Source organism: Paenirhizobium naphthalenivorans (assembly GCF_007992095.1).
Taxonomy (GTDB): Bacteria; Pseudomonadota; Alphaproteobacteria; order Rhizobiales; family Rhizobiaceae; genus Allorhizobium; species Allorhizobium naphthalenivorans.
This window is the reverse complement of sequence record NZ_BJZP01000001.1, coordinates 160,275-177,056: the sequence shown is the minus strand read 5'-3', so window position 1 is coordinate 177,056 and position 16,782 is coordinate 160,275. Positions and strand designations below refer to the sequence as shown.

The window sequence follows — 16,782 nt, the reverse complement described above, 5'->3', positions numbered from 1 at the left end:
CGACAAGTCAGGCTGCGAGCGCCAGATCGTTGGCATAGTCGCGCGCGCGCCGCCGTTCCTCGGCGATCGCCAATTTCGCCACCATATCCATGAGGTCGGCAGCCACGGTCGAGAGCGAGCCGAGGCTATCGAGGCGATGGATAAGCAGCGGCGCGATACTGTCCACCGAGTGGTCAGCCGACTGCACGGCGCGACGCCAGAGCATGATCGCCTCGACGAAGACAGGACTGATGTCACGCGTAAGCCCAATTGACTCGAGCAGCGCCCGAACCGCGTGATAGCGCGCGGTGGCCAGGATCGCGCGCACACGCCGTTCCTCAAGCCCCGATAAAGCGGTCAACACGGCGGCGAAGAAGTCCGTACGACCAACGCAAAGGGCATGCATCAGGAAGGCAGGGGTCAAACGTCCCTCGGCACGCAACTGTTCGACCAGGAGCGGCAACTCATCGATGCTCACCGAGCCGAGAATGGCGATCGTCGCAGCGCATCCCGCCTCGCGGGTGATGCGTCCAATTCGCGCTGATCCGACGGCAGCTTGAACGAAAGCGGAACCGGAAAGCGCCGCGGCAACACACTGCACCAGCAATTGGCGCACAGCCGCCGGCAGATCGGCGCGATCGAGCAGATGTGCGCGTACGCTGTCATTTGCCCCATGGCGTTCGGCGATCCGCCTGAGCGTGACCCGTGCGATCGACGCGGAACCGTTCTCCAGAAGGACGGCAACCTCCTCCGCATCGCCGATCTCCGCGAGCGCAGCGGCCACCCCGCGCGACAGATTGGGGCGGGCGGCGATCAACGCACGCGTCAGACCATTGCCGCGCCCGGCCAGGTCGACGAGATCAGAATCACTAAGTACAGGCGACTGAAGGATCGCCAGAGAGGCGATTGCCGGCTGGTCCTCCGCGAGGGAAATCATGAGGGCACGGGGAGAACCGGCCGAAGGCGCGAGCGCCTCGGCCAACGCCAGACGAACGCGGGGCGACGGATCGTCAAGCAGATAGGTCATCGCCACATGCGCGGCCTGACGTTCGGCCGGTGCCATGGCGGAGCGCAGGTAGGCCCTCGCCAGAGCATTGGCCGCACGCGCCCTGTCTCCCGCCTTTGCCGTTTCCACCCACCGAAGAAAAGCCGCAACGATCACCGAAAAACCCAATCCGCGAAGAGAACACGCATAGCCGCATCAGCCATGGTTTGAAGCTAGCGGCAAAACGTTTAGATTTGGTTCACCATGTTCATTAACGTCGAGGTCGTCTTGCCCACCCCCGAAAGCCTCCATCTTTGCGGCCGCAGCCTGCGCGCGATCCTCGTCGTTCCGGCGGCCAGTTCGTCCGAGCCCCCACCCTCAAACGCCGAGGCCGTGGCCGTCGCTCCGGGTGCACAAGCGGAGAACTGGACCATTGCCGCAGAGATGCTCACCCGCTTCCGACAGACGGACGGTGAAACCGCGCTCCTCGTGACGGCGGATTCCGCCCTCGACGCCGACTCACTCGATGCAAGGCTCTCCGTCATCATCCCGGCCCGGCCGGACGGGCTACTGGTCACCGGCGTGCGCGCCGGAGCCGACTTGCAGCGAATCGACATCGCCCTGTCGGTGGCCGAGGTCATGGCCGGGCGGGAACCCGGCACCACAGCGTTGGTGGCGATCATGGGAGACAATCCTTCCGGCTTGCTGGCTGCCGGAAGCTTCGCCGGAAAATCGACGCGCCTGCGCGGGATCGGGTGGAGAGCCGCCATGCTTGCTGATCAGATGGGGATCGACACCGGGCAACGGGCACAGATACAGACGGACGCCATTTCCCTCGGTCGCGGGCTTACCGCCCTTGCAGCCACCACGGCCGGGGTCACTGCACTGGATTGGCTCGACCCGAATCTCTTGGCCACGCCTCTGTCTCGTGCCTGCGCCGATGCGCGCGCCAATGGCTTCGGCGCACTGATCACCGGGAATCCGGATCACTTGCAGGACATAGCCGCGGCTTTCCGCTGACCGCGCTACGGCGCCTTCGGACGAAGCAGTTCGAAGACCGGTTGGACCTCCGCGTAGTCCATATAGCCAAGGCGAGTCACGGGCCGGGCAAGCGCGACATCGAAGCGGCCTCCGCGTATCACCTTTTCATCGATATGGATGCCGACCACTTGGCCAAAGACAGCATGACTGTCCGAGAGTGTACCGTCGACGGTTCTTAGTGTATGAATCTCGGTGACGCGGCATTCGAGCCCGGCATAAGCTTCCCCGACCAGAGGCGCATCGACCAGTTGCCCCATCACCGGCGTCAGCCCGGACAGGGAAAATTCGTCGGTTCCGTAGGGCACGGCGGCAGAAGACGCATTCGCCGCACCAACCAGATTGGCGCTGACATAGTTGACGGTAAACACGCCGGTCTCAGTCGCGTTGCGCAGCGTGTCCTTACGACCACTCGAGGAGAACATGACGATCTTCGGCCGATCGCTAACGGCGTTGAAGAAGGAATAGGGCGACAGGTTGAACGCGCCGTCCCTGCCCTTCGTACCGATCCAGCCGATCGGGCGCGGCGCAACGATCGCCTTGAAGGGATCGTGCGCCAGTCCGTGGGCGTTGCTCGTCGTGTCGTAGAACATCAGGCCCCTTCGCCCATCCAGCTCACCACATCGGCAAGCGCCGGACGCGGTCGCTCGGTGACTGGGAAGGTGGTAGAACCGATATGAATGAAGCCGGCGACCTTCTCGCCGGACCGAACGCCGAGCAGCGGATAAGCTCTTTCGTCATAGGCGAACCACTCGGTCAGCCAGTTCGACACATAACCGAGTGCGTTGGCGGCCATCAGTAGGTTGAGGCAGACGGCGCCGGCCGACATCAATTGTTCCCACTCAGGAATTTTCGCGTGTGGACCGGCGGTGCTGATCACGCCGATCACCACTGGAGCGCGGGTGAAACGGGCCCGCTCGACAGCGATCATTTCGTCCGACAGCGCGGGATTTTTCTCGAGCGCCATTTTCAACAGGGCTTCGCCGATCTCGACGCGCGCCGCACCGCGATAGACGACGAACCGCCAAGGTGCCAGCTTGCCATGGTCCGGGACACGAACGGCAAGCGTCAGCATGTTCTCCAGTTCCGCGGTCGACGGACCCGGCTCGCACATCTGGAAGGCGGGCACAGAGCGGCGAACCGCGAGATAATCGATAAGTTTCATGTCATTTTTCATATTCGGCACTTTCACGGCTCTTCTGACACCTGCGACGTCTTGAAATCGCCATCGCTTTCGGATTGAACTTGCTGCCATTGGAGAGGAAGTCAACCTGCCGTGTCACCTATGAATCGCCTATCCCGTGCTGCCCGCTTCGTTTCGGTCGTAGCGACGATCTTTCTCGCACTGACGCCGGCGCATGGGGAAGATGCGTTCAAGTCCTTCAAGCAGCTTGATGGCTCGACCAAGATGCCGAAGCTCAACGCCTTCTCGGCCACGCTGGGCGGAGCGATCCAGACTCAGACAGCGCGCAATGTCAGCATGGAGGCGAGACTGACAAGCGATGGGGAGCCGATGCAGCAGGGATTGTCGTGGCGGGTGTTCAGCCCGATCCCCGGGGCCGATGGTAAGCTGCCGCTTGTCGCCAGTGCAGAGGGCGGCGCCGCCGATTTCCAGCTGGCGCCGGGCGACTATTTCGTCAACGTTGCCTTCGGCCGCGCCGGGGCGACCAAGAAACTGACGGTTCCAGGCGAAGGTGAAGTGGAAAAGCAGGTGCTGGTGCTCGACGCCGGCGGCATAATCCTCAACGCTGTGTCAGGACCGGATGCCCGCATCCCGGTCAAGGATCTCAGGTTCGACGTCTACTCCTCCGAAGTGCAAGCGGATGGCGAGCGAGGCTTGGTGCTGGCAAACGTTCCGCCCAATACCATTATTCGGCTCAATGCCGGCACATACCACATCGTATCGGAGTACGGTTCGGTCAATGCCGTGGTGCGCGCCGACATCAAGATAGAGGCGGGCAAGCTCACCGAAGCGGTGATGCAGCATCATGCCTCGCAGATCAACCTTAAGCTGGTGGCGGAACCGGGCGGCGAAGCGATCGCCGACACCGCGTGGTCGGTGCTGGCTGGCTCCGGAGACGTCGTCGCCGAAAGCGTCAGCGCTTTCCCTGTCATGGTTCTGGCCGAAGGCGAATACACCGCAGTGGCCCGCAACAAGGACAAGATCTATCAGAAGGATTTCGCCGTCAATGCCGGCCGCAACGAGGACGTGGAAGTCTTGCTGACGCAGTGACCCCGATTGCTCAACCGGCGAGTCGCGGCCTCGCCGAGCGTCCCGCCACCGGCGCCATGGCGAAAACGGCTTGGTGCAGTTCCCCCAACAGGGCCTTTCGGTCACCGACCATCCTCAGTCGGTCCCAGTCCATGATCTCGCCGATGCGGGCGGTGATGGTCGAGCCGGAGAGCCGGCGGAATTCACGGATCAGCAGCGAGATCCGCAACATCAGCGAAATCTTGCTAGCGATGTGAAAAAGCCGGCCGTTCTGGCCTTCGAAGTAGACAGGGATGACATTGGCGCAGGCCGCCTGGATCAGCTTGGCCGGGAAGACTTTCCAAGGTAGGTCCTCGGCCCTCCCCAAACCTTTCTTCGCCGTGGCAACGCCGCCGGCCGGGAAAACGATGATGGTCACGCCCTCCTTCAGCAGTCGCACCGCCTCTTGGCGTGTCCGCATGTTGATTGCCATCGCCTCCTTCGTCTCCTCGAAGGAAACCGGAAGCGAATAGGGCGCCATCTCCGGCACCTTGAGAAGCTCGTCATTGATCAGAACGCGGAATGGCCGTCCCAACTGTTCGGCCAGAGCGAGAACGGCGATACCATCACCGATGCCGAACGGATGGTTGGCCACCATGACGACCGGACCAGAGGGCATGTCGACGGGCGGCCAAGCGCCATGTGCGACGAGCCTGATGTCGATCAGGTCCAGCATCTTGCCGAACACACGGTCGGTCTTGCCGACGATGTCCTTGCGCCAGATATCGTAGAGACGGGCGAATCGATCACGCCCAGAGACGCCCTCGATCGAGCGGATAAACCAGCGCTTCAAACGTGGATCGCGTTCATTCGCGTAGGACAGTTCTTCAAAACGCAACGGCTTCCCCCGCACCCGAAGTATGGATCGATCGTGTACGGCCATGCCTTATGGCAACAGGATGACAACCGTCTGACAGGGCCGAAAAGCCTTCGGCCCTGCCCTTCTGTCTTGGTCAGGCCTTCTTGGCCCGAGCGGCAAGCTTGCGCTTCATATCCGGCGGCGTCGCCTCAGCGCTCAGCGCGGCGATCGCCTCGTCGAGCGTCATCGACACCTGGTCCTGCGAACCGAGGCGACGAATGTTGACGGTGCGCTCTTCCGCCTCGCGCTTGCCGCAAACGATGATCACCGGAACCTTGGTCACGGAATGCTCACGGACCTTGTAGTTGATCTTCTCGTTGCGGAAGTCGGTCTCGACAGCAAGACCGGCATCGCGCAGCACCTCGGCCACTTCGCGGCCATAGTCGTCGGCTTCGGAGGTGATCGTCGCAACCACCGCCTGAACCGGCGCGAACCAAAGCGGCATATGGCCGGCGAAGTTCTCGATCAGAATGCCAAGGAAGCGCTCCATCGAGCCGCAGACAGCACGATGGATCATCACCGGCTGGGTCTTTTCCGAGTTCTGGTCAATGTAGAAGGCACCGAATCGCTCCGGCAGGTTGAAGTCGACCTGGGTCGTTCCGCATTGCCATTCGCGGCCGATGGCATCCTTCAACGTGTACTCGAACTTCGGCCCGTAAAAGGCGCCCTCGCCCGGCAAAATGCCGGTCTTGATCCGCCCGCCCGACTGCGCCTCGATCTGCTTCAACACCTGCATCATGACGCTTTCGGCGCGGTCCCAGAGTTCGTCGGAACCGACGCGTTTGTCTGGCCGGGTGGAAAGCTTGACAATGACCTCGCTGAAACCGAAATCCTCGTAAACGGAGAGGATGAGATCGTTGATCCGCAGGCATTCGGCGGCCAGCTGATCGTCTGTGCAGAACACATGCGCATCGTCCTGGGTGAAACCGCGCACGCGCATCAAACCGTGCAGGGCGCCGGACGGCTCGTAACGATGTACGTTACCAAATTCCGCAAGTCTAACAGGGAGTTCACGGTAAGATTTCAAGCCGTGCTTGAAGATTTGCACGTGACCCGGGCAGTTCATCGGCTTCAGGGCGAAGACGCGCTCGTCATCAGTATCGTCGCCAGCGACGGTCACCTTGAACATGTTGTCGCGATACCAGCCCCAGTGGCCCGAAGTTTCCCACAGCGACTTGTCGAGCACCTGCGGCGCGTTGACCTCCTGATAGGTCCCCGCCAGCCGGCGACGCATATAGGCGACCAGCGTCTGGAACATGCTCCAGCCCTTGCCGTGCCAAAAGACAACGCCGGGGCCCTCTTCCTGGAAGTGAAAGAGGTCCATCTCGCGACCGAGCTTGCGGTGATCGCGCTTTTCCGCTTCCGCCAGAATGTGCAGGTAATTGTCCAACTGCTCCTGGTCGGCCCAGGCGGTGCCGTAGATGCGCGTCAGCATGGGCTTGGTGGAATCACCACGCCAATAGGCCCCAGCCACCTTCATCAGCTTGAAGGCTGTGCCGATCTGACCGGTGGAGGCCATATGCGGCCCACGGCAAAGGTCAAACCAATCGCCCTGGAAATAGATCTTCAGGTCCTGGTCGGCCGGAATCGCATCGACCAGCTCGACCTTGTAGGCCTCGCCCTTGTCGGCGAAGACATCACGGGCCTTGTCGCGAGACCAGATTTCCTTGGTGAACGGCTTGTTACGCTGGATGATCTCCTTCATCCGCTTTTCGATCGTCGGCAGATCCTCGGGCGTGAAGGGCCAGTCCTCGCGGCTGTCTGGATGGACGCGCTTGAAGTCGTAGTAAAAACCGTTCTCGATCACCGGACCGATGGTCACCTGGGTACCGGGCCACAGTTCCTGCACCGCCTCGGCCATGACGTGGGCCGTGTCGTGACGGATCAGTTCCAGCGCGCGCGGGTCCTGGCGAGTGACGATCTCGATCGCACCAGTCATGACGGGATCGGAGAGATCGCGCAGCGTGCCATCGAGCGCAATCGCAAGCGCCTTCTTGGCGAGCGACTTGGAAATCTGTTCGGCAACCTCGCGGCCGGTCGTGCCGGTCGGATAGGCGCGTACGGAACCATCGGGGAAAGTGAGGGAAACGGTATCTGACATGGTCTGCTCCTTATCCAGTCCCGCCAACCAATGCGGGTGGTCAAAAAAGGCCGGCTCGGCCGGCGATCAACGCGACGCGTGATACTGCCAAAGCGGGCGAGAGTAAAGATTGTGAACGGTTCACGCATCCCAGAATGCGCGGGCACCATCAGGAAGGCAGACTATCGCGCGCTCGAAAGCCTCGCGATCGACGTGCCGCCGAAGTACGGTCGCGACATCGAGGATCGCACTTGCTGTGGAGAAATTGTGATCTGGACGAAGCGCCCTCACCTCTGCTGTCATCGCCTCGCGCGAGGCAAAATCGCGACGCGGCGCATCCACATCCCAGTCGCTGACGAAGATAGCACGCAGGACCGGCGGCAGAACGGCGACGAAGGCGATCGCCTGGGCAAAGGTCAACCGTGCCCGGAAGACCTGCAAGACGGCCTGCAGCATAGTATAGGTCTGATGGGTCGTCGAAAGACCAGACAGGTCGCGGAGTTCCACCATGAAGCCATCAAACTCCTCTTGAGCCTGCCGGTATTCCATAGGCATGGGCAAAGCTTATTCCCCCGACCCCGATGGCTTGCGGCCCGCCTGCCAATAGCGCCAAGGCGCCCACCAGCGATACCGATCTTCAAGCTTTTCCGGAACAGGATCATAACCCCAAGTTCCCCCTGGCCCACAGCGGCCGACGCGAAATAGGGTCAGCCAGCCGCCCGACCACAGGCCATGCCGCGCAATTGCCTCGTAACCATATTCGGAGCAGGTCGGAGCGTGCCGGCAGGAACTGCCGATAAGGCTCGAAAGCGTCAGCTGGTAAAGGCGGATCAGTGCCATGCCAAGTAGGCGGTCGGGTGTCTTGCGGAACGGTCCAGCGTAATTGCGCGAACGGGCGCTACCGCCCGGCTTTCCTTCAGAAGGCCCGCAACCGGGAGAATTGCACATCTCAGATGTCCGCCACGACCGCCGCATCCAGCGCCTCGACTTGGTCGAGACAGTCAACCACAGCGTCGAAGGTCAGCATGGTGGAGGCGTGACGCGCCTTGTAATCCTTGACGGGTTTGAGGAATCGCATGTCCTCGAAACGACCGGATGGCCCCTCACCACCATCCTTCAACATGGCGAGCATGTCTTCACGCGCCTGGCGAATCTCGGCCGGTGTCGCGCCGATCACATGGCGAGCCATGATCGAGGACGAAGCCTGGCCCAACGCGCAGGCCTTGACCTCGTGGGCAAAGTCACCGACCACGTCGCCCGACATCTTGAGGTAAACCTTGACCTTGGAGCCGCAAAGCTTGGAATGCTTCTCCGCACTCGCGTCGGCATCCGCAAGCTTGCCGCTGCGCTGAATATTTCCGGCGAATTCAAGAATTCGTGAATTGTAGATGTCGTCCATGGCAGGCGAAGGGCTTTCTGAGAACGATACGTTGGCCAACGGAAATGGATCGTTTCCGGTTTTGCGACACACTGTGCCCCGCGCGTTCCTTCACACTGGCCTATTTGTTATTATATGAGAGATGAGGACCCGGTCCAAATAAAACAAGCGCAAATGCCTGTTGCGGAGCGGGAATTATAAGAACGGACTTGCCAAGATGAGCCGAGTTACGCATTTACAGGCGGCAAAATCGCAACAGACGGTCCGGAAACCGAAGGATCGGGAGACCATGGGCATGGATGCCATCGTCAACAAACTGGCCCCCCTCGACAAGCGTCCGAGCCGTGAAGAGGCGGAGGAGGCCGTGCGCGTCCTGCTGCGCTGGGCGGGAGACGATCCGGCCCGTGAAGGTCTGATCGACACGCCGAAGCGCGTCGCCAACGCTTATCGCGAGCTTTTTTCCGGCTATGACGCTGACATAGAGGATGTGCTGGGCACAACCTTCGAGGAAGTCGCCGGATATGACGACATCGTGCTGGTGCGCGACATCCCATTCTTCTCCCATTGCGAACACCACGTTTTGCCTGTGATCGGCAAGGCCCATGTCGCCTATCTGCCCGACAGTCGGGTGCTCGGCCTGTCGAAGATCGCTCGCGTCGTCGAGGTCTTCGGCCGTCGTTTGCAGACACAGGAAGCGATGACTGCGCAGATCGCTACGGCCATCGATGAGACCTTGCGCCCGCAGGGCGTCGCCGTGTTCATCGAGGCAGAGCACATGTGTATGGCGATGCGCGGCGTGCAAAAGTCCGGTTCAACCACACTCACCACGACCTTTACCGGCCGCTTCAAGGACAATGCCGTCGAACAGGCGCGCTTTATGTCCATGGTGCGTGGCCGCTGATCCCTCTCGACCTCATGGATTTTGCCGATGGCCATCGCCTTCGCCCCGCCGCCCACAGACAAGCACGCCCTTGAGGGCGAATCCTCTTTTACGCCGAAATTCGATGCCAACGGGTTGGTTACGGCCGTTGTCACCGATGCGCGTGACGGTGAGTTGCTGATGGTGGCCCATATGAATGCCGAGGCGATCGCTCTCACGCTGGAAACCGGTATTGCCCATTACTACAGCCGCTCGCGTGACCGGATCTGGAAGAAGGGGGAAAGCTCCGGCAATCTCCAGACGGTGCGGGAATTTCGCACCGATTGCGACCAGGACGCCGTCTGGCTGAAGGTCGAGGTCGCCGGTCACGACGCGACCTGCCACACCGGCCGGCGCTCATGCTTCTATCGAACCGTCGCGCTGGCCGGGGGCGAGGCGCGCCTTGAAATAACCGACAATCATCGTCACTTCGACCCTGATACCGTCTACGGCGGACCGGACAAGGCCTGACGGACCGCAGGAGGACAGTTCGGTCCCGCGACTAAACGAATTGGTAAACATCCGGTGCGCTAATGGTGCTCGGGAGTTGTTCAGCCATAAGGGTGTGCGGAGATGCTGAACTGGAGTCTGAAGAACGGTACGGCAGCGCGTTCAGTGCAGCCGGCAGGTGGTGATCCGACGAGCGGTGTTCCGCCGGTGACCGAAATGGAAAAACCGAAAAAGACGAAGATTGCCGTCGCACTCGGGGGCGGGGCGGCGCGCGGCTGGGCCCATATCGGCGTGCTGCGCGCGCTGGACGAGGCGGGGATCGAGGTCGGCATGATCGCCGGGACATCGATCGGCGCCCTTGTGGGCGGCTGCTATCTCGCCGGAAAGCTCGACGAGCTGGAAGCCTTTGCCCGCTCGCTCACCATGCGCCGTATCGCGTCCTTGCTCGACCTGACAATCGGCGGCGGCGGCCTGCTTGGTGGTATGCGGTTGACCAAGAGGATGCAGGAACACCTCGAAGGGCTGATGGTCGAGGACCTCCCGAAACCCTTCGTCGCCGTCGCCACCGAACTCAACAGCGGCCACGAGGTGTGGATCGACGGCGGCAATCTCATTACAGCGCTACGCGCATCCTATGCCCTGCCCGGTATTTTCGAACCGGTAAAATGCAACAATCGCACACTGATCGACGGCGCGCTGGTGAATCCCGTGCCAGTCTCCGTCTGCCGAGCTTATGAGCAACCGCTGGTCATGGCAGTCAATCTGCAATACGACGTCTTCGGCCGCTCTGCGGTCGTCAAGCACCGCGCCAGTAAATTGCCCGACGGCCCGGACGAAGCGCCGAAGGACCATCACAAGGTCGGACTGACCGGCGTCATGGTGCAGGCTTTCAACATCATTCAGGACCGCATTTCGCGGGCGCGCCTCGCAGGAGACCCCCCAGACCTTGCGCTACATCCACGCGTCAACGAGATCGGTCTTTCCGAATTCCACAAGGCCGGCGAGGCGATTGATCGCGGCTACGAGGAAGCCATGTCTCGGATCGGCGAACTGAAGCGCATGCAGGAGGCCTTTGCCCGCTGACCCTGCCCCTCCGGCCCGTCAGCGGACAATTATTGACAAACCGGGCGCCGGCCTGCACTCAACCGGCAATATAGGCCTTGATATGTTCGGCCTCGGCCTCGACCTCACGCATGCGCGACTTCACCACGTCACCGATCGAGACGATGCCACAGAGCTTGCCGTTTTCCTCAACCGGCACGTGACGGAAGCGCCGGCTCGACATGACTTCCATCAGCTCGTTGACTGTGGTTCCCTCGTTGCAGCGATAGACGCTGGCGGTCATCATCGCGGAGACCGGTTGTTCGAGGGCGCCGGTGCCGAAACCACTGATCGAGCGGACCAGATCGCGCTCGGTGAAGATGCCGACGATCCGGTTCTCCATGCCGACAACGACCACCGCACCGATCCTGTGCTCATCGAGTGTCCGGGCAGCTTCAGCCAGCGTGACGTTGGGACCAATGGTCACCACCTCACGGCCCTTGGCTTCCAGTATACTCCTCACTGATGCAGACATGCACTCCTCCTTCGCATTCATTGCCGAAAGGCCGCAGCCACGGTTCCTCCACGCCGCTGCGACGGCTCAAATGGTGCCCGTTATCTCAGAGGAAAGCAATATAGCCGCAAGGCAGCTAAAAGGATCGGTCGCGTTCCGGCGCCGGGTCGAAAAGACCGAAGAGCAGAAAGCCGAACAGAAAGCCGCCGATATGCGCGTCCCAAGCGATCGCGCCCGCGAGGTCCCCGAACAGCGGCAGGCCGACCGCAACCGCCAGATTACCGAAGAACCACGCGAGGATGAAGACGCGCACGGTGCGGATACCGAGCGCCTCTGCGATCGAAAGACGTGGCGGCTGGACGCCGATGTGGTGCGAGACAGCACGCCCCGAACTGCCGAAGGCGAACCGGCAAGCCGACCCCATCAAAGCCGAGACGACGCCCGACGCGCCGATCATGATGCTCGGCTGCCCCCAGTTGACGGCAGCATGCAGTGCCGCGCCGGCCGCGGCCGAGACGATCCAGAAGAGCACGAACCGCGCCGTACCGATCCGACGGGCAACCGGCGTGCCGAACGCTGCAAGCCACAGTCCGTTGAAGCCGAGATGCTCAAGGCTGCCGTGGAGAAAGGAATAGGTGACCGGCGTCCACAACCACTCATAGCCCTGCTCCGAGAGCGGATAGACATAGCGTAGCGGAGAAAAGCCGAAGGTGACAGCAAGCCACTCGGCTGTCGACGCGGACAAGAAAAGAGACTGAACGGCGTAAACGGCACCAAGACCTATGAGCGCAGCGACGATGACCGGCGGCAGATTGAACGCCGGAGCGGACGCTTCTTCGCCTGGACCATCAGCCTTGTCGTAGGGCGATCGAGGGGGCAGTTCATCCATTCGGCGAGATCCTTCGTGAAGCCATCCCAGCTCCATAGCCGACCGAAGGCATAAAAAAAAGCCGCCCGGACAAACCGGGCGGCGATCGGATCCCCAGAGCCCCCGCCCCTAATCCGAAAAGTGGTGCCGAAGTGTGACCTTCGCGAAGTGATAAATGTCATTTGCCACGGCAAGTCGGATTTCGCAACAGCAAGAAAGAATTAACCTTAACTTCACAACCTTGGCGCTAAAATACAACAGATCCAAGCCTTCGGAAAAACGTTATGTTAACGGCTTCCCAGTACTTATTTACCAATAGCGAAATATTTTAGATCAGCACAATGTATTCCACTCAGGCAACTCAGAACGGCGGCCTTGTTTCTCCCGCTCAACGGCGGGCATTCCAGCGCGTTGCCGTGGACCTGCAGGGCCGACTGATGCTGGCCAATTACGAGGAATATGTTTGCAAGGTCGTGGACATGTCGCCGGGCGACGTGCGTTTCGCCTGCGCCGGGTGCCCTGCCCCCAACGAACGTGTGATCGCCTATATCGACCATCTCGGCCGCGTCGAAGGCACAGTCATCAAACTGGTCGAGGGCGGTTTTGTCATGTCGATCAACGCGACCGGCCGCAAGCGCGAGAAGCTGGCGGCCCAGTTGACCTGGATCGCCAACAAACATGAGCTCGGCCTGCCCGAAGACCGCCGCCACGATCGCCTCACCCCGCGCGTGACCCGTACGGAGCTGAAGCTGGAGGACGGCCGTCGTTACCCCTGCCGCCTGATGGACCTTTCGCTATCCGGCGCCGCGGTCGACATCGACATCCGCCCGCCGATCGGCACGGCCGTGCAGCTCGGCAACATGCGCGGGCGCATCGTCCGCCACTTCGTTGAAGGCGTCGCGATCGAATTCCTCACACTGCAGTCACGTGAAGCGTTGACCGAGTTCCTCTGATTCATCTTGTCGGACGCGCTGCCCGCCACCTCTCACCGGAACTCGAAGATCTGCCTGAATACGCCCGGCGCGATGATCGACAGCGGGTTGACCACGAGTTTCGGCTGCTCCGAAGCTCCGGTCAGCTTGAAAGTAATGCCGAGCAGACCGCGATCGCGGCCATTGCCGAGCAAAAGTCCGATGATCGGAAGCTCGCCGAACAGGCGGTTCAGGCCATAGGCCGGCATGAAGGTGCCAGTCAGGTCGATCCGGCCGCGCGCGTCCCGAACCAGCCCCTGGAAAGTCGCACCGACTTGCTCGCCGCGCACAACCCCATTGTCGACGCGCAGAGCCCCGTCGGCAAAGACAAGACGGGCGAAGGCGCGCTGAAACCGCGCGGAACTCACGTCGATATTCTTCTTGACCGCAGTATTGAGACTGCGACCATCGGCACCTGCGGGCGTGGTGACGATCGATTGCAGCCGCTGCTCGTTCTCGACACGAAAGTCACGAACATCCAGCGATCCGCTCCAACTGCCACTGGCGGATTGGGACAGCTTTAGATTCATCAGCCCGCCGATCATACGGTTGTAGAGATTGATGAAGCGCGCCAGCGCGCCCGCATCGCTGGTGGTCACCGAGAGCTCACTCAACTCTCCCGGCCGGCGCATCTTCGCCACAACGGCCTGGCGACTGTCGGTCACAGCGGAAATATCAAGCGCCGTGGTCTGGCCATTGCGCGCACCATAGACGATGGAGGCGCCGGAAAGCACCTCGTCGCCAAAGCCCACCACTTGGTCGAGTTGGCCCTTGACCTGCAAGTTCAGTGGTTTTTCCGCGGCACCATCGCCTCCGCCCGCACCAGAATTTCTAAGCTCGGTGATCAGAGCGCGTACGTCAGCCGACTTGCCGGACACGGAGACATCATAGCCGCCCTTGGCCTGGCGAATAGCAAGGGAATAGTCGTCGGTTGGCGCTAGGCGCACACGGTTGAGATCAGCGGAAATCAGCCCCTGCTTCCCTACCACTAACGTCCCAGCCGCCCCGAAGCCCTGGCCGTCGAGCACGAATTTGTCGATCTGCGTCTGCGCCGGTCCCTCGTTGACCTCGAAGCTCGCCTTGGCCCCGATTCCCTGCCCCTTCGACCAACCGATCCATGGCACACTCAAGGTTGCCGACGAAAGGTCGATCGTGGCGGCTTGACGCCGGTCGTCGATGCGCGAAAGCTCTACGGTGATCGGACCATTGATAAGCTCATTGAGCCCCGGCACGAAATGCGCGCGCTGCTCGTTATCGAGTTTCAGCTTGACCACCCGTTCCCGCGCAACCGGATCATTCCTGTCAACCGGCTCCGTCAGCCGAAGTTCCATCGGCACGCCGTCGATCTTGGCATTACCCTCCAGCCGCGCCGATTTCGGCTCAACGTCGAGCTTACCGTCAAGATCGCTAACGATGCGTCCGGTGTAGGGCTTGGCGATATCGACTCCGGAAAGATCGAGGTGCGCCTTCCACACCGGTTCCGGCGGATTCTGATCGGCAATGAGACCGAGTCGTATCTGGGCATTCCCCTTCACATTGCCGGTGAAATCCTGGGCCGCGAAACCGGCCCGCTCCAGCGCCCGGATAGGCTTGAACGACACGAGTTCGGCCACGGCGTCTGCCGCACCGGATACCGAAACATCGATGTCGGCCATCAACGGCTTGCTATAGACATCTCCAAGTGTCAGTTCCCCTCGCTCGACCTTCACTGACCGTCCCGACGGGAAATAGGAGGTCGCCGCATGGATGGTCGTCTCGATCCTCTGGCCCGACATATCGAAATGGGCCGACGCATCTCTGAGCGGCGGGATTTCACCGGTAAGGTTCATGCGCGCATCGACGATGTCGAAGCTGAGGTTAAGCTCGTTCTCATCGAGATGCACTGGCCTCGGCTCGATCGACAGACGGTCTTGTGGAATGAAAACCGAAATCTGGCCGTTAATGATCGTTCCGCCGAAGATATTGGCCAGCACCCAGTGGCGCGCCTTTTCAGCAATCCAATAAGGCCAGAGCTGTTTCACCACAGAAGTTTTCATATCCCGAACCAGCGCATCGAAACGCACCTCAGGACCTGTGCCGACGAAGCGGATCCCGAGCGAAGCATCCATTGAGCCGCCCGGCGTCGAAACGGTGAACCGGTCGAACTTGAGCTCGTGCCTGTCTTTGACATAACGCCCGAAGAGCTTTAGCGAAAACGGAAAAGCAGCCTCACCGGCGGCCGGAACGTCCGCCCGTCCCTCGTTCACAACGAGATCAATCCCGACGCCTGCGCCCTGCTCGGTATTGCCGGGCAGTCGGTCGAGATCGATTACCCCACCAGAAAGCGGCATGATCATGGGACCAAATTCGACCTTGGACGCCGACAGTTCCAGCGTATCTTTCTTAAAGTCATAGCCCAGGTTGAGACGTGCGTGCGTCAGCTCCTGGGACTGCCCGTCCGAATAGATCGTCCCACCACTGCTCTCGACAATCATGTTCATCGCCGGGGCATGGCCATCGACAGCCCTTTTGGCCGAAATGTACACTTCGGCCGACCCGTCGAGGCCCTGGCGTGGATCTCCGGCAGCACCGCGCCTCAGCAGAAAAGGTGTCAGTCGCACGTCAGCGAGCCTAAGCGTAAACGACTGTGCCTTGTTACCGGAATTGGCCGAAAGCGCCGAGATCTCGGTCTGGTATCCGTTGATCGAGACCGCGCCAAAGAAGGAGAGCGAATCGTCCGGGCCGCGCTCCATGGCAAGGTCGTCGACAGCGATCGACAGCGGGCGACCACTGATGCTGGTGGTGGAGATCTCCAGCCCCCCGATGCGCATCCGGTCAAGGCCGGCACGGGAAATAAAGGTCTGGATTTGGTCGAGTTCAAGAAAGGCGCGGTCGAGAATTGCCGGTATACCATCAACGCGCAACGCCGAAAGATCGAGCGGCGGGCCGGCCGGCAGGAGACGCGCGTCGAGTGCAATCCCCTCGGTGACGATCTCATTGACCTTGAATTTTCCACCAAGGAGCGCAAGCGGGTCGAGGATCATGCCGACAGACTTGGTGAGCGCCAGCGGGCTCTCGCCGCCCTCAGGCACGATCGTGACATTGCGCGCCTCGACCGTCAGCCGGAAATCGTCGGAAAAACGGATCGCCGTTTCGCCAATCTCTGCACGAAAAGCTGGCCCGACCGCGGCGCTCAGCATGGCACGGGCACCATCCGACAGGGCTCGGTCCAGCGTTCCGGTTTCCACAACGGCGAATACGCCGCCGGCAGCGACAATGAACAATCCGAGAATAGCGAAAAAATATCGCAGGAAGCGCTGCCCGAAAGCTGGCCTCGGCGGGCAGTGGACAATCAACGGATCTTCGATTCGCGACGACGGAAGTTCGTGCAAGCGCACGATGTCCTGCTTGCGAAACCGCACCTTTTCGCCCCGGATCTCTCCCATGTGCCGGCGATTGTCTCCGTCGAT

17 protein-coding genes are annotated in these 16,782 nt (G+C 61.2%); 6 read left to right on the top strand and 11 right to left on the bottom strand.

Translation table 11 applies throughout. The features are described 5' to 3' along the window. Positions 1 to 7: 7 nt before the first annotated feature. A complete protein-coding gene (locus RNA01_RS00835; RefSeq protein WP_147177972.1) occupies positions 8 to 1,141 on the bottom strand; it encodes a DUF2336 domain-containing protein in 1,134 nt (377 codons plus the stop codon). Between the two features lie 87 nt (positions 1,142 to 1,228). Between RNA01_RS00835 and RNA01_RS00830 the strand changes: the two genes are divergently transcribed. Continuing rightward, the gene (locus tag RNA01_RS00830; RefSeq protein WP_147177970.1) at positions 1,229 to 1,984 is read left to right on the top strand and encodes an aldolase/citrate lyase/malate synthase family protein; all 756 of its coding nucleotides are present in this window, start codon (positions 1,229 to 1,231) and stop codon (positions 1,982 to 1,984) included. Between the two features lie 5 nt (positions 1,985 to 1,989). Here RNA01_RS00830 and RNA01_RS00825 read toward each other — a convergent pair whose 3' ends face one another. Both RNA01_RS00825 and RNA01_RS00820 read right to left on the bottom strand, forming a co-directional pair. Next, entirely contained in the window at positions 1,990 to 2,595 is a 606-nt protein-coding gene (locus tag RNA01_RS00825) for a flavin reductase family protein (RefSeq protein ID WP_147177968.1), read from the bottom strand. Then, entirely contained in the window at positions 2,595 to 3,179 is a 585-nt protein-coding gene (locus tag RNA01_RS00820) for a nitroreductase family protein (protein ID WP_147178244.1), read from the bottom strand. The genes RNA01_RS00825 and RNA01_RS00820 overlap by 1 nt, the downstream gene beginning before the upstream one ends. A gap of 108 nt (positions 3,180 to 3,287) precedes the next feature. Here RNA01_RS00820 and RNA01_RS00815 point away from each other — a divergent pair, with 108 nt between their 5' ends. Continuing rightward, the gene (locus RNA01_RS00815; protein WP_147178243.1) at positions 3,288 to 4,235 is read left to right on the top strand and encodes an RgsD C-terminal domain-containing protein; all 948 of its coding nucleotides are present in this window, start codon (positions 3,288 to 3,290) and stop codon (positions 4,233 to 4,235) included. Between the two features lie 10 nt (positions 4,236 to 4,245). On the opposite strand, the gene RNA01_RS00810 is transcribed toward RNA01_RS00815, so the two are convergent. The 5 genes from RNA01_RS00810 to RNA01_RS00790 form a co-directional block, all read right to left on the bottom strand. Beyond that, positions 4,246 to 5,091: a lysophospholipid acyltransferase family protein gene (locus RNA01_RS00810; RefSeq protein WP_147177967.1), complete on the bottom strand. Its 846-nt coding sequence runs from the start codon at positions 5,089 to 5,091 to the stop codon at positions 4,246 to 4,248. Between the two features lie 115 nt (positions 5,092 to 5,206). Beyond that, positions 5,207 to 7,213 (bottom strand): threonine--tRNA ligase, encoded by a 2,007-nt coding sequence (gene thrS / locus RNA01_RS00805; protein ID WP_147177965.1) that lies wholly within the window; start codon positions 7,211 to 7,213, stop codon positions 5,207 to 5,209. 120 nt (positions 7,214 to 7,333) lie between these two features. Further along, a complete protein-coding gene (locus RNA01_RS00800) occupies positions 7,334 to 7,702 on the bottom strand; it encodes a DUF2267 domain-containing protein (protein WP_235916333.1) in 369 nt (122 codons plus the stop codon). Positions 7,703 to 7,756: 54 nt separating this feature from the next. Next, positions 7,757 to 8,140 carry a membrane protein insertion efficiency factor YidD gene (yidD, locus tag RNA01_RS00795; protein WP_174824529.1) on the bottom strand — a complete coding sequence of 128 codons (384 nt, stop codon included), beginning with the start codon at positions 8,138 to 8,140 and terminating at the stop codon, positions 7,757 to 7,759. A 1-nt stretch (position 8,141) separates the two neighbouring features. Continuing rightward, entirely contained in the window at positions 8,142 to 8,591 is a 450-nt protein-coding gene (locus RNA01_RS00790) for an iron-sulfur cluster assembly scaffold protein (protein ID WP_147178242.1), read from the bottom strand. A gap of 274 nt (positions 8,592 to 8,865) precedes the next feature. Here RNA01_RS00790 and folE point away from each other — a divergent pair, with 274 nt between their 5' ends. The 3 genes from folE (at position 8,866) to RNA01_RS00775 (ending at position 11,022) form a co-directional block, all read left to right on the top strand. After that, on the top strand, positions 8,866 to 9,471 hold the full coding sequence (gene folE, locus RNA01_RS00785; protein WP_147177959.1) for a GTP cyclohydrolase I FolE: 606 nt from the start codon (positions 8,866 to 8,868) through the stop codon (positions 9,469 to 9,471). A gap of 27 nt (positions 9,472 to 9,498) precedes the next feature. Beyond that, positions 9,499 to 9,960: a phosphoribosyl-AMP cyclohydrolase gene (gene hisI, locus RNA01_RS00780; RefSeq protein ID WP_147177957.1), complete on the top strand. Its 462-nt coding sequence runs from the start codon at positions 9,499 to 9,501 to the stop codon at positions 9,958 to 9,960. A gap of 102 nt (positions 9,961 to 10,062) precedes the next feature. Then, positions 10,063 to 11,022 carry a patatin-like phospholipase family protein gene (locus RNA01_RS00775; RefSeq protein WP_147177955.1) on the top strand — a complete coding sequence of 320 codons (960 nt, stop codon included), beginning with the start codon at positions 10,063 to 10,065 and terminating at the stop codon, positions 11,020 to 11,022. Positions 11,023 to 11,080: 58 nt separating this feature from the next. Here RNA01_RS00775 and RNA01_RS00770 read toward each other — a convergent pair whose 3' ends face one another. Beyond that, positions 11,081 to 11,515, bottom strand: a complete 435-nt coding sequence (locus RNA01_RS00770; protein ID WP_147177953.1) for a CBS domain-containing protein — start codon at positions 11,513 to 11,515, stop codon at positions 11,081 to 11,083. Positions 11,516 to 11,630: 115 nt separating this feature from the next. Then, a complete protein-coding gene (locus tag RNA01_RS00765; protein WP_147177951.1) occupies positions 11,631 to 12,383 on the bottom strand; it encodes a rhomboid family intramembrane serine protease in 753 nt (250 codons plus the stop codon). Positions 12,384 to 12,703: 320 nt separating this feature from the next. Between RNA01_RS00765 and RNA01_RS00760 the strand changes: the two genes are divergently transcribed. Beyond that, entirely contained in the window at positions 12,704 to 13,315 is a 612-nt protein-coding gene (locus RNA01_RS00760) for a PilZ domain-containing protein (protein ID WP_147177949.1), read from the top strand. A gap of 32 nt (positions 13,316 to 13,347) precedes the next feature. Here the strand turns inward: RNA01_RS00760 and RNA01_RS00755 are convergent, their stop codons facing one another. Beyond that, positions 13,348 to 16,758 (bottom strand): YhdP family protein, encoded by a 3,411-nt coding sequence (locus tag RNA01_RS00755; protein WP_147177947.1) that lies wholly within the window; start codon positions 16,756 to 16,758, stop codon positions 13,348 to 13,350. Between the last annotated feature and the right edge of the window lie 24 nt (positions 16,759 to 16,782).

Excerpts from the sequence above, each read along its gene's own strand:
- RNA01_RS00830 (WP_147177970.1), top strand. The coding sequence starts at position 1,229 with ATGTTCATTAACGTCGAGGTCGTCTTGCCCACCCCCGAAAGCCTCCAT.
- RNA01_RS00825 (WP_147177968.1), bottom strand. The coding sequence starts at position 2,595 with ATGTTCTACGACACGACGAGCAACGCCCACGGACTGGCGCACGATCCC.
- RNA01_RS00820 (WP_147178244.1), bottom strand. The coding sequence starts at position 3,179 with ATGAAAAATGACATGAAACTTATCGATTATCTCGCGGTTCGCCGCTCT.
- RNA01_RS00815 (WP_147178243.1), top strand. The coding sequence starts at position 3,288 with ATGAATCGCCTATCCCGTGCTGCCCGCTTCGTTTCGGTCGTAGCGACG.
- thrS (WP_147177965.1), bottom strand. The coding sequence starts at position 7,213 with ATGTCAGATACCGTTTCCCTCACTTTCCCCGATGGTTCCGTACGCGCC.
- RNA01_RS00800 (WP_235916333.1), bottom strand. The coding sequence starts at position 7,702 with ATGGTGGAACTCCGCGACCTGTCTGGTCTTTCGACGACCCATCAGACC.
- yidD (WP_174824529.1), bottom strand. The coding sequence starts at position 8,140 with ATGTGCAATTCTCCCGGTTGCGGGCCTTCTGAAGGAAAGCCGGGCGGT.
- RNA01_RS00790 (WP_147178242.1), bottom strand. The coding sequence starts at position 8,591 with ATGGACGACATCTACAATTCACGAATTCTTGAATTCGCCGGAAATATT.
- folE (WP_147177959.1), top strand. The coding sequence starts at position 8,866 with ATGGATGCCATCGTCAACAAACTGGCCCCCCTCGACAAGCGTCCGAGC.
- hisI (WP_147177957.1), top strand. The coding sequence starts at position 9,499 with ATGGCCATCGCCTTCGCCCCGCCGCCCACAGACAAGCACGCCCTTGAG.
- RNA01_RS00775 (WP_147177955.1), top strand. The coding sequence starts at position 10,063 with ATGCTGAACTGGAGTCTGAAGAACGGTACGGCAGCGCGTTCAGTGCAG.
- RNA01_RS00770 (WP_147177953.1), bottom strand. The coding sequence starts at position 11,515 with ATGTCTGCATCAGTGAGGAGTATACTGGAAGCCAAGGGCCGTGAGGTG.
- RNA01_RS00765 (WP_147177951.1), bottom strand. The coding sequence starts at position 12,383 with ATGGATGAACTGCCCCCTCGATCGCCCTACGACAAGGCTGATGGTCCA.
- RNA01_RS00760 (WP_147177949.1), top strand. The coding sequence starts at position 12,704 with ATGTATTCCACTCAGGCAACTCAGAACGGCGGCCTTGTTTCTCCCGCT.
- RNA01_RS00755 (WP_147177947.1), bottom strand. The coding sequence starts at position 16,758 with ATGGGAGAGATCCGGGGCGAAAAGGTGCGGTTTCGCAAGCAGGACATC.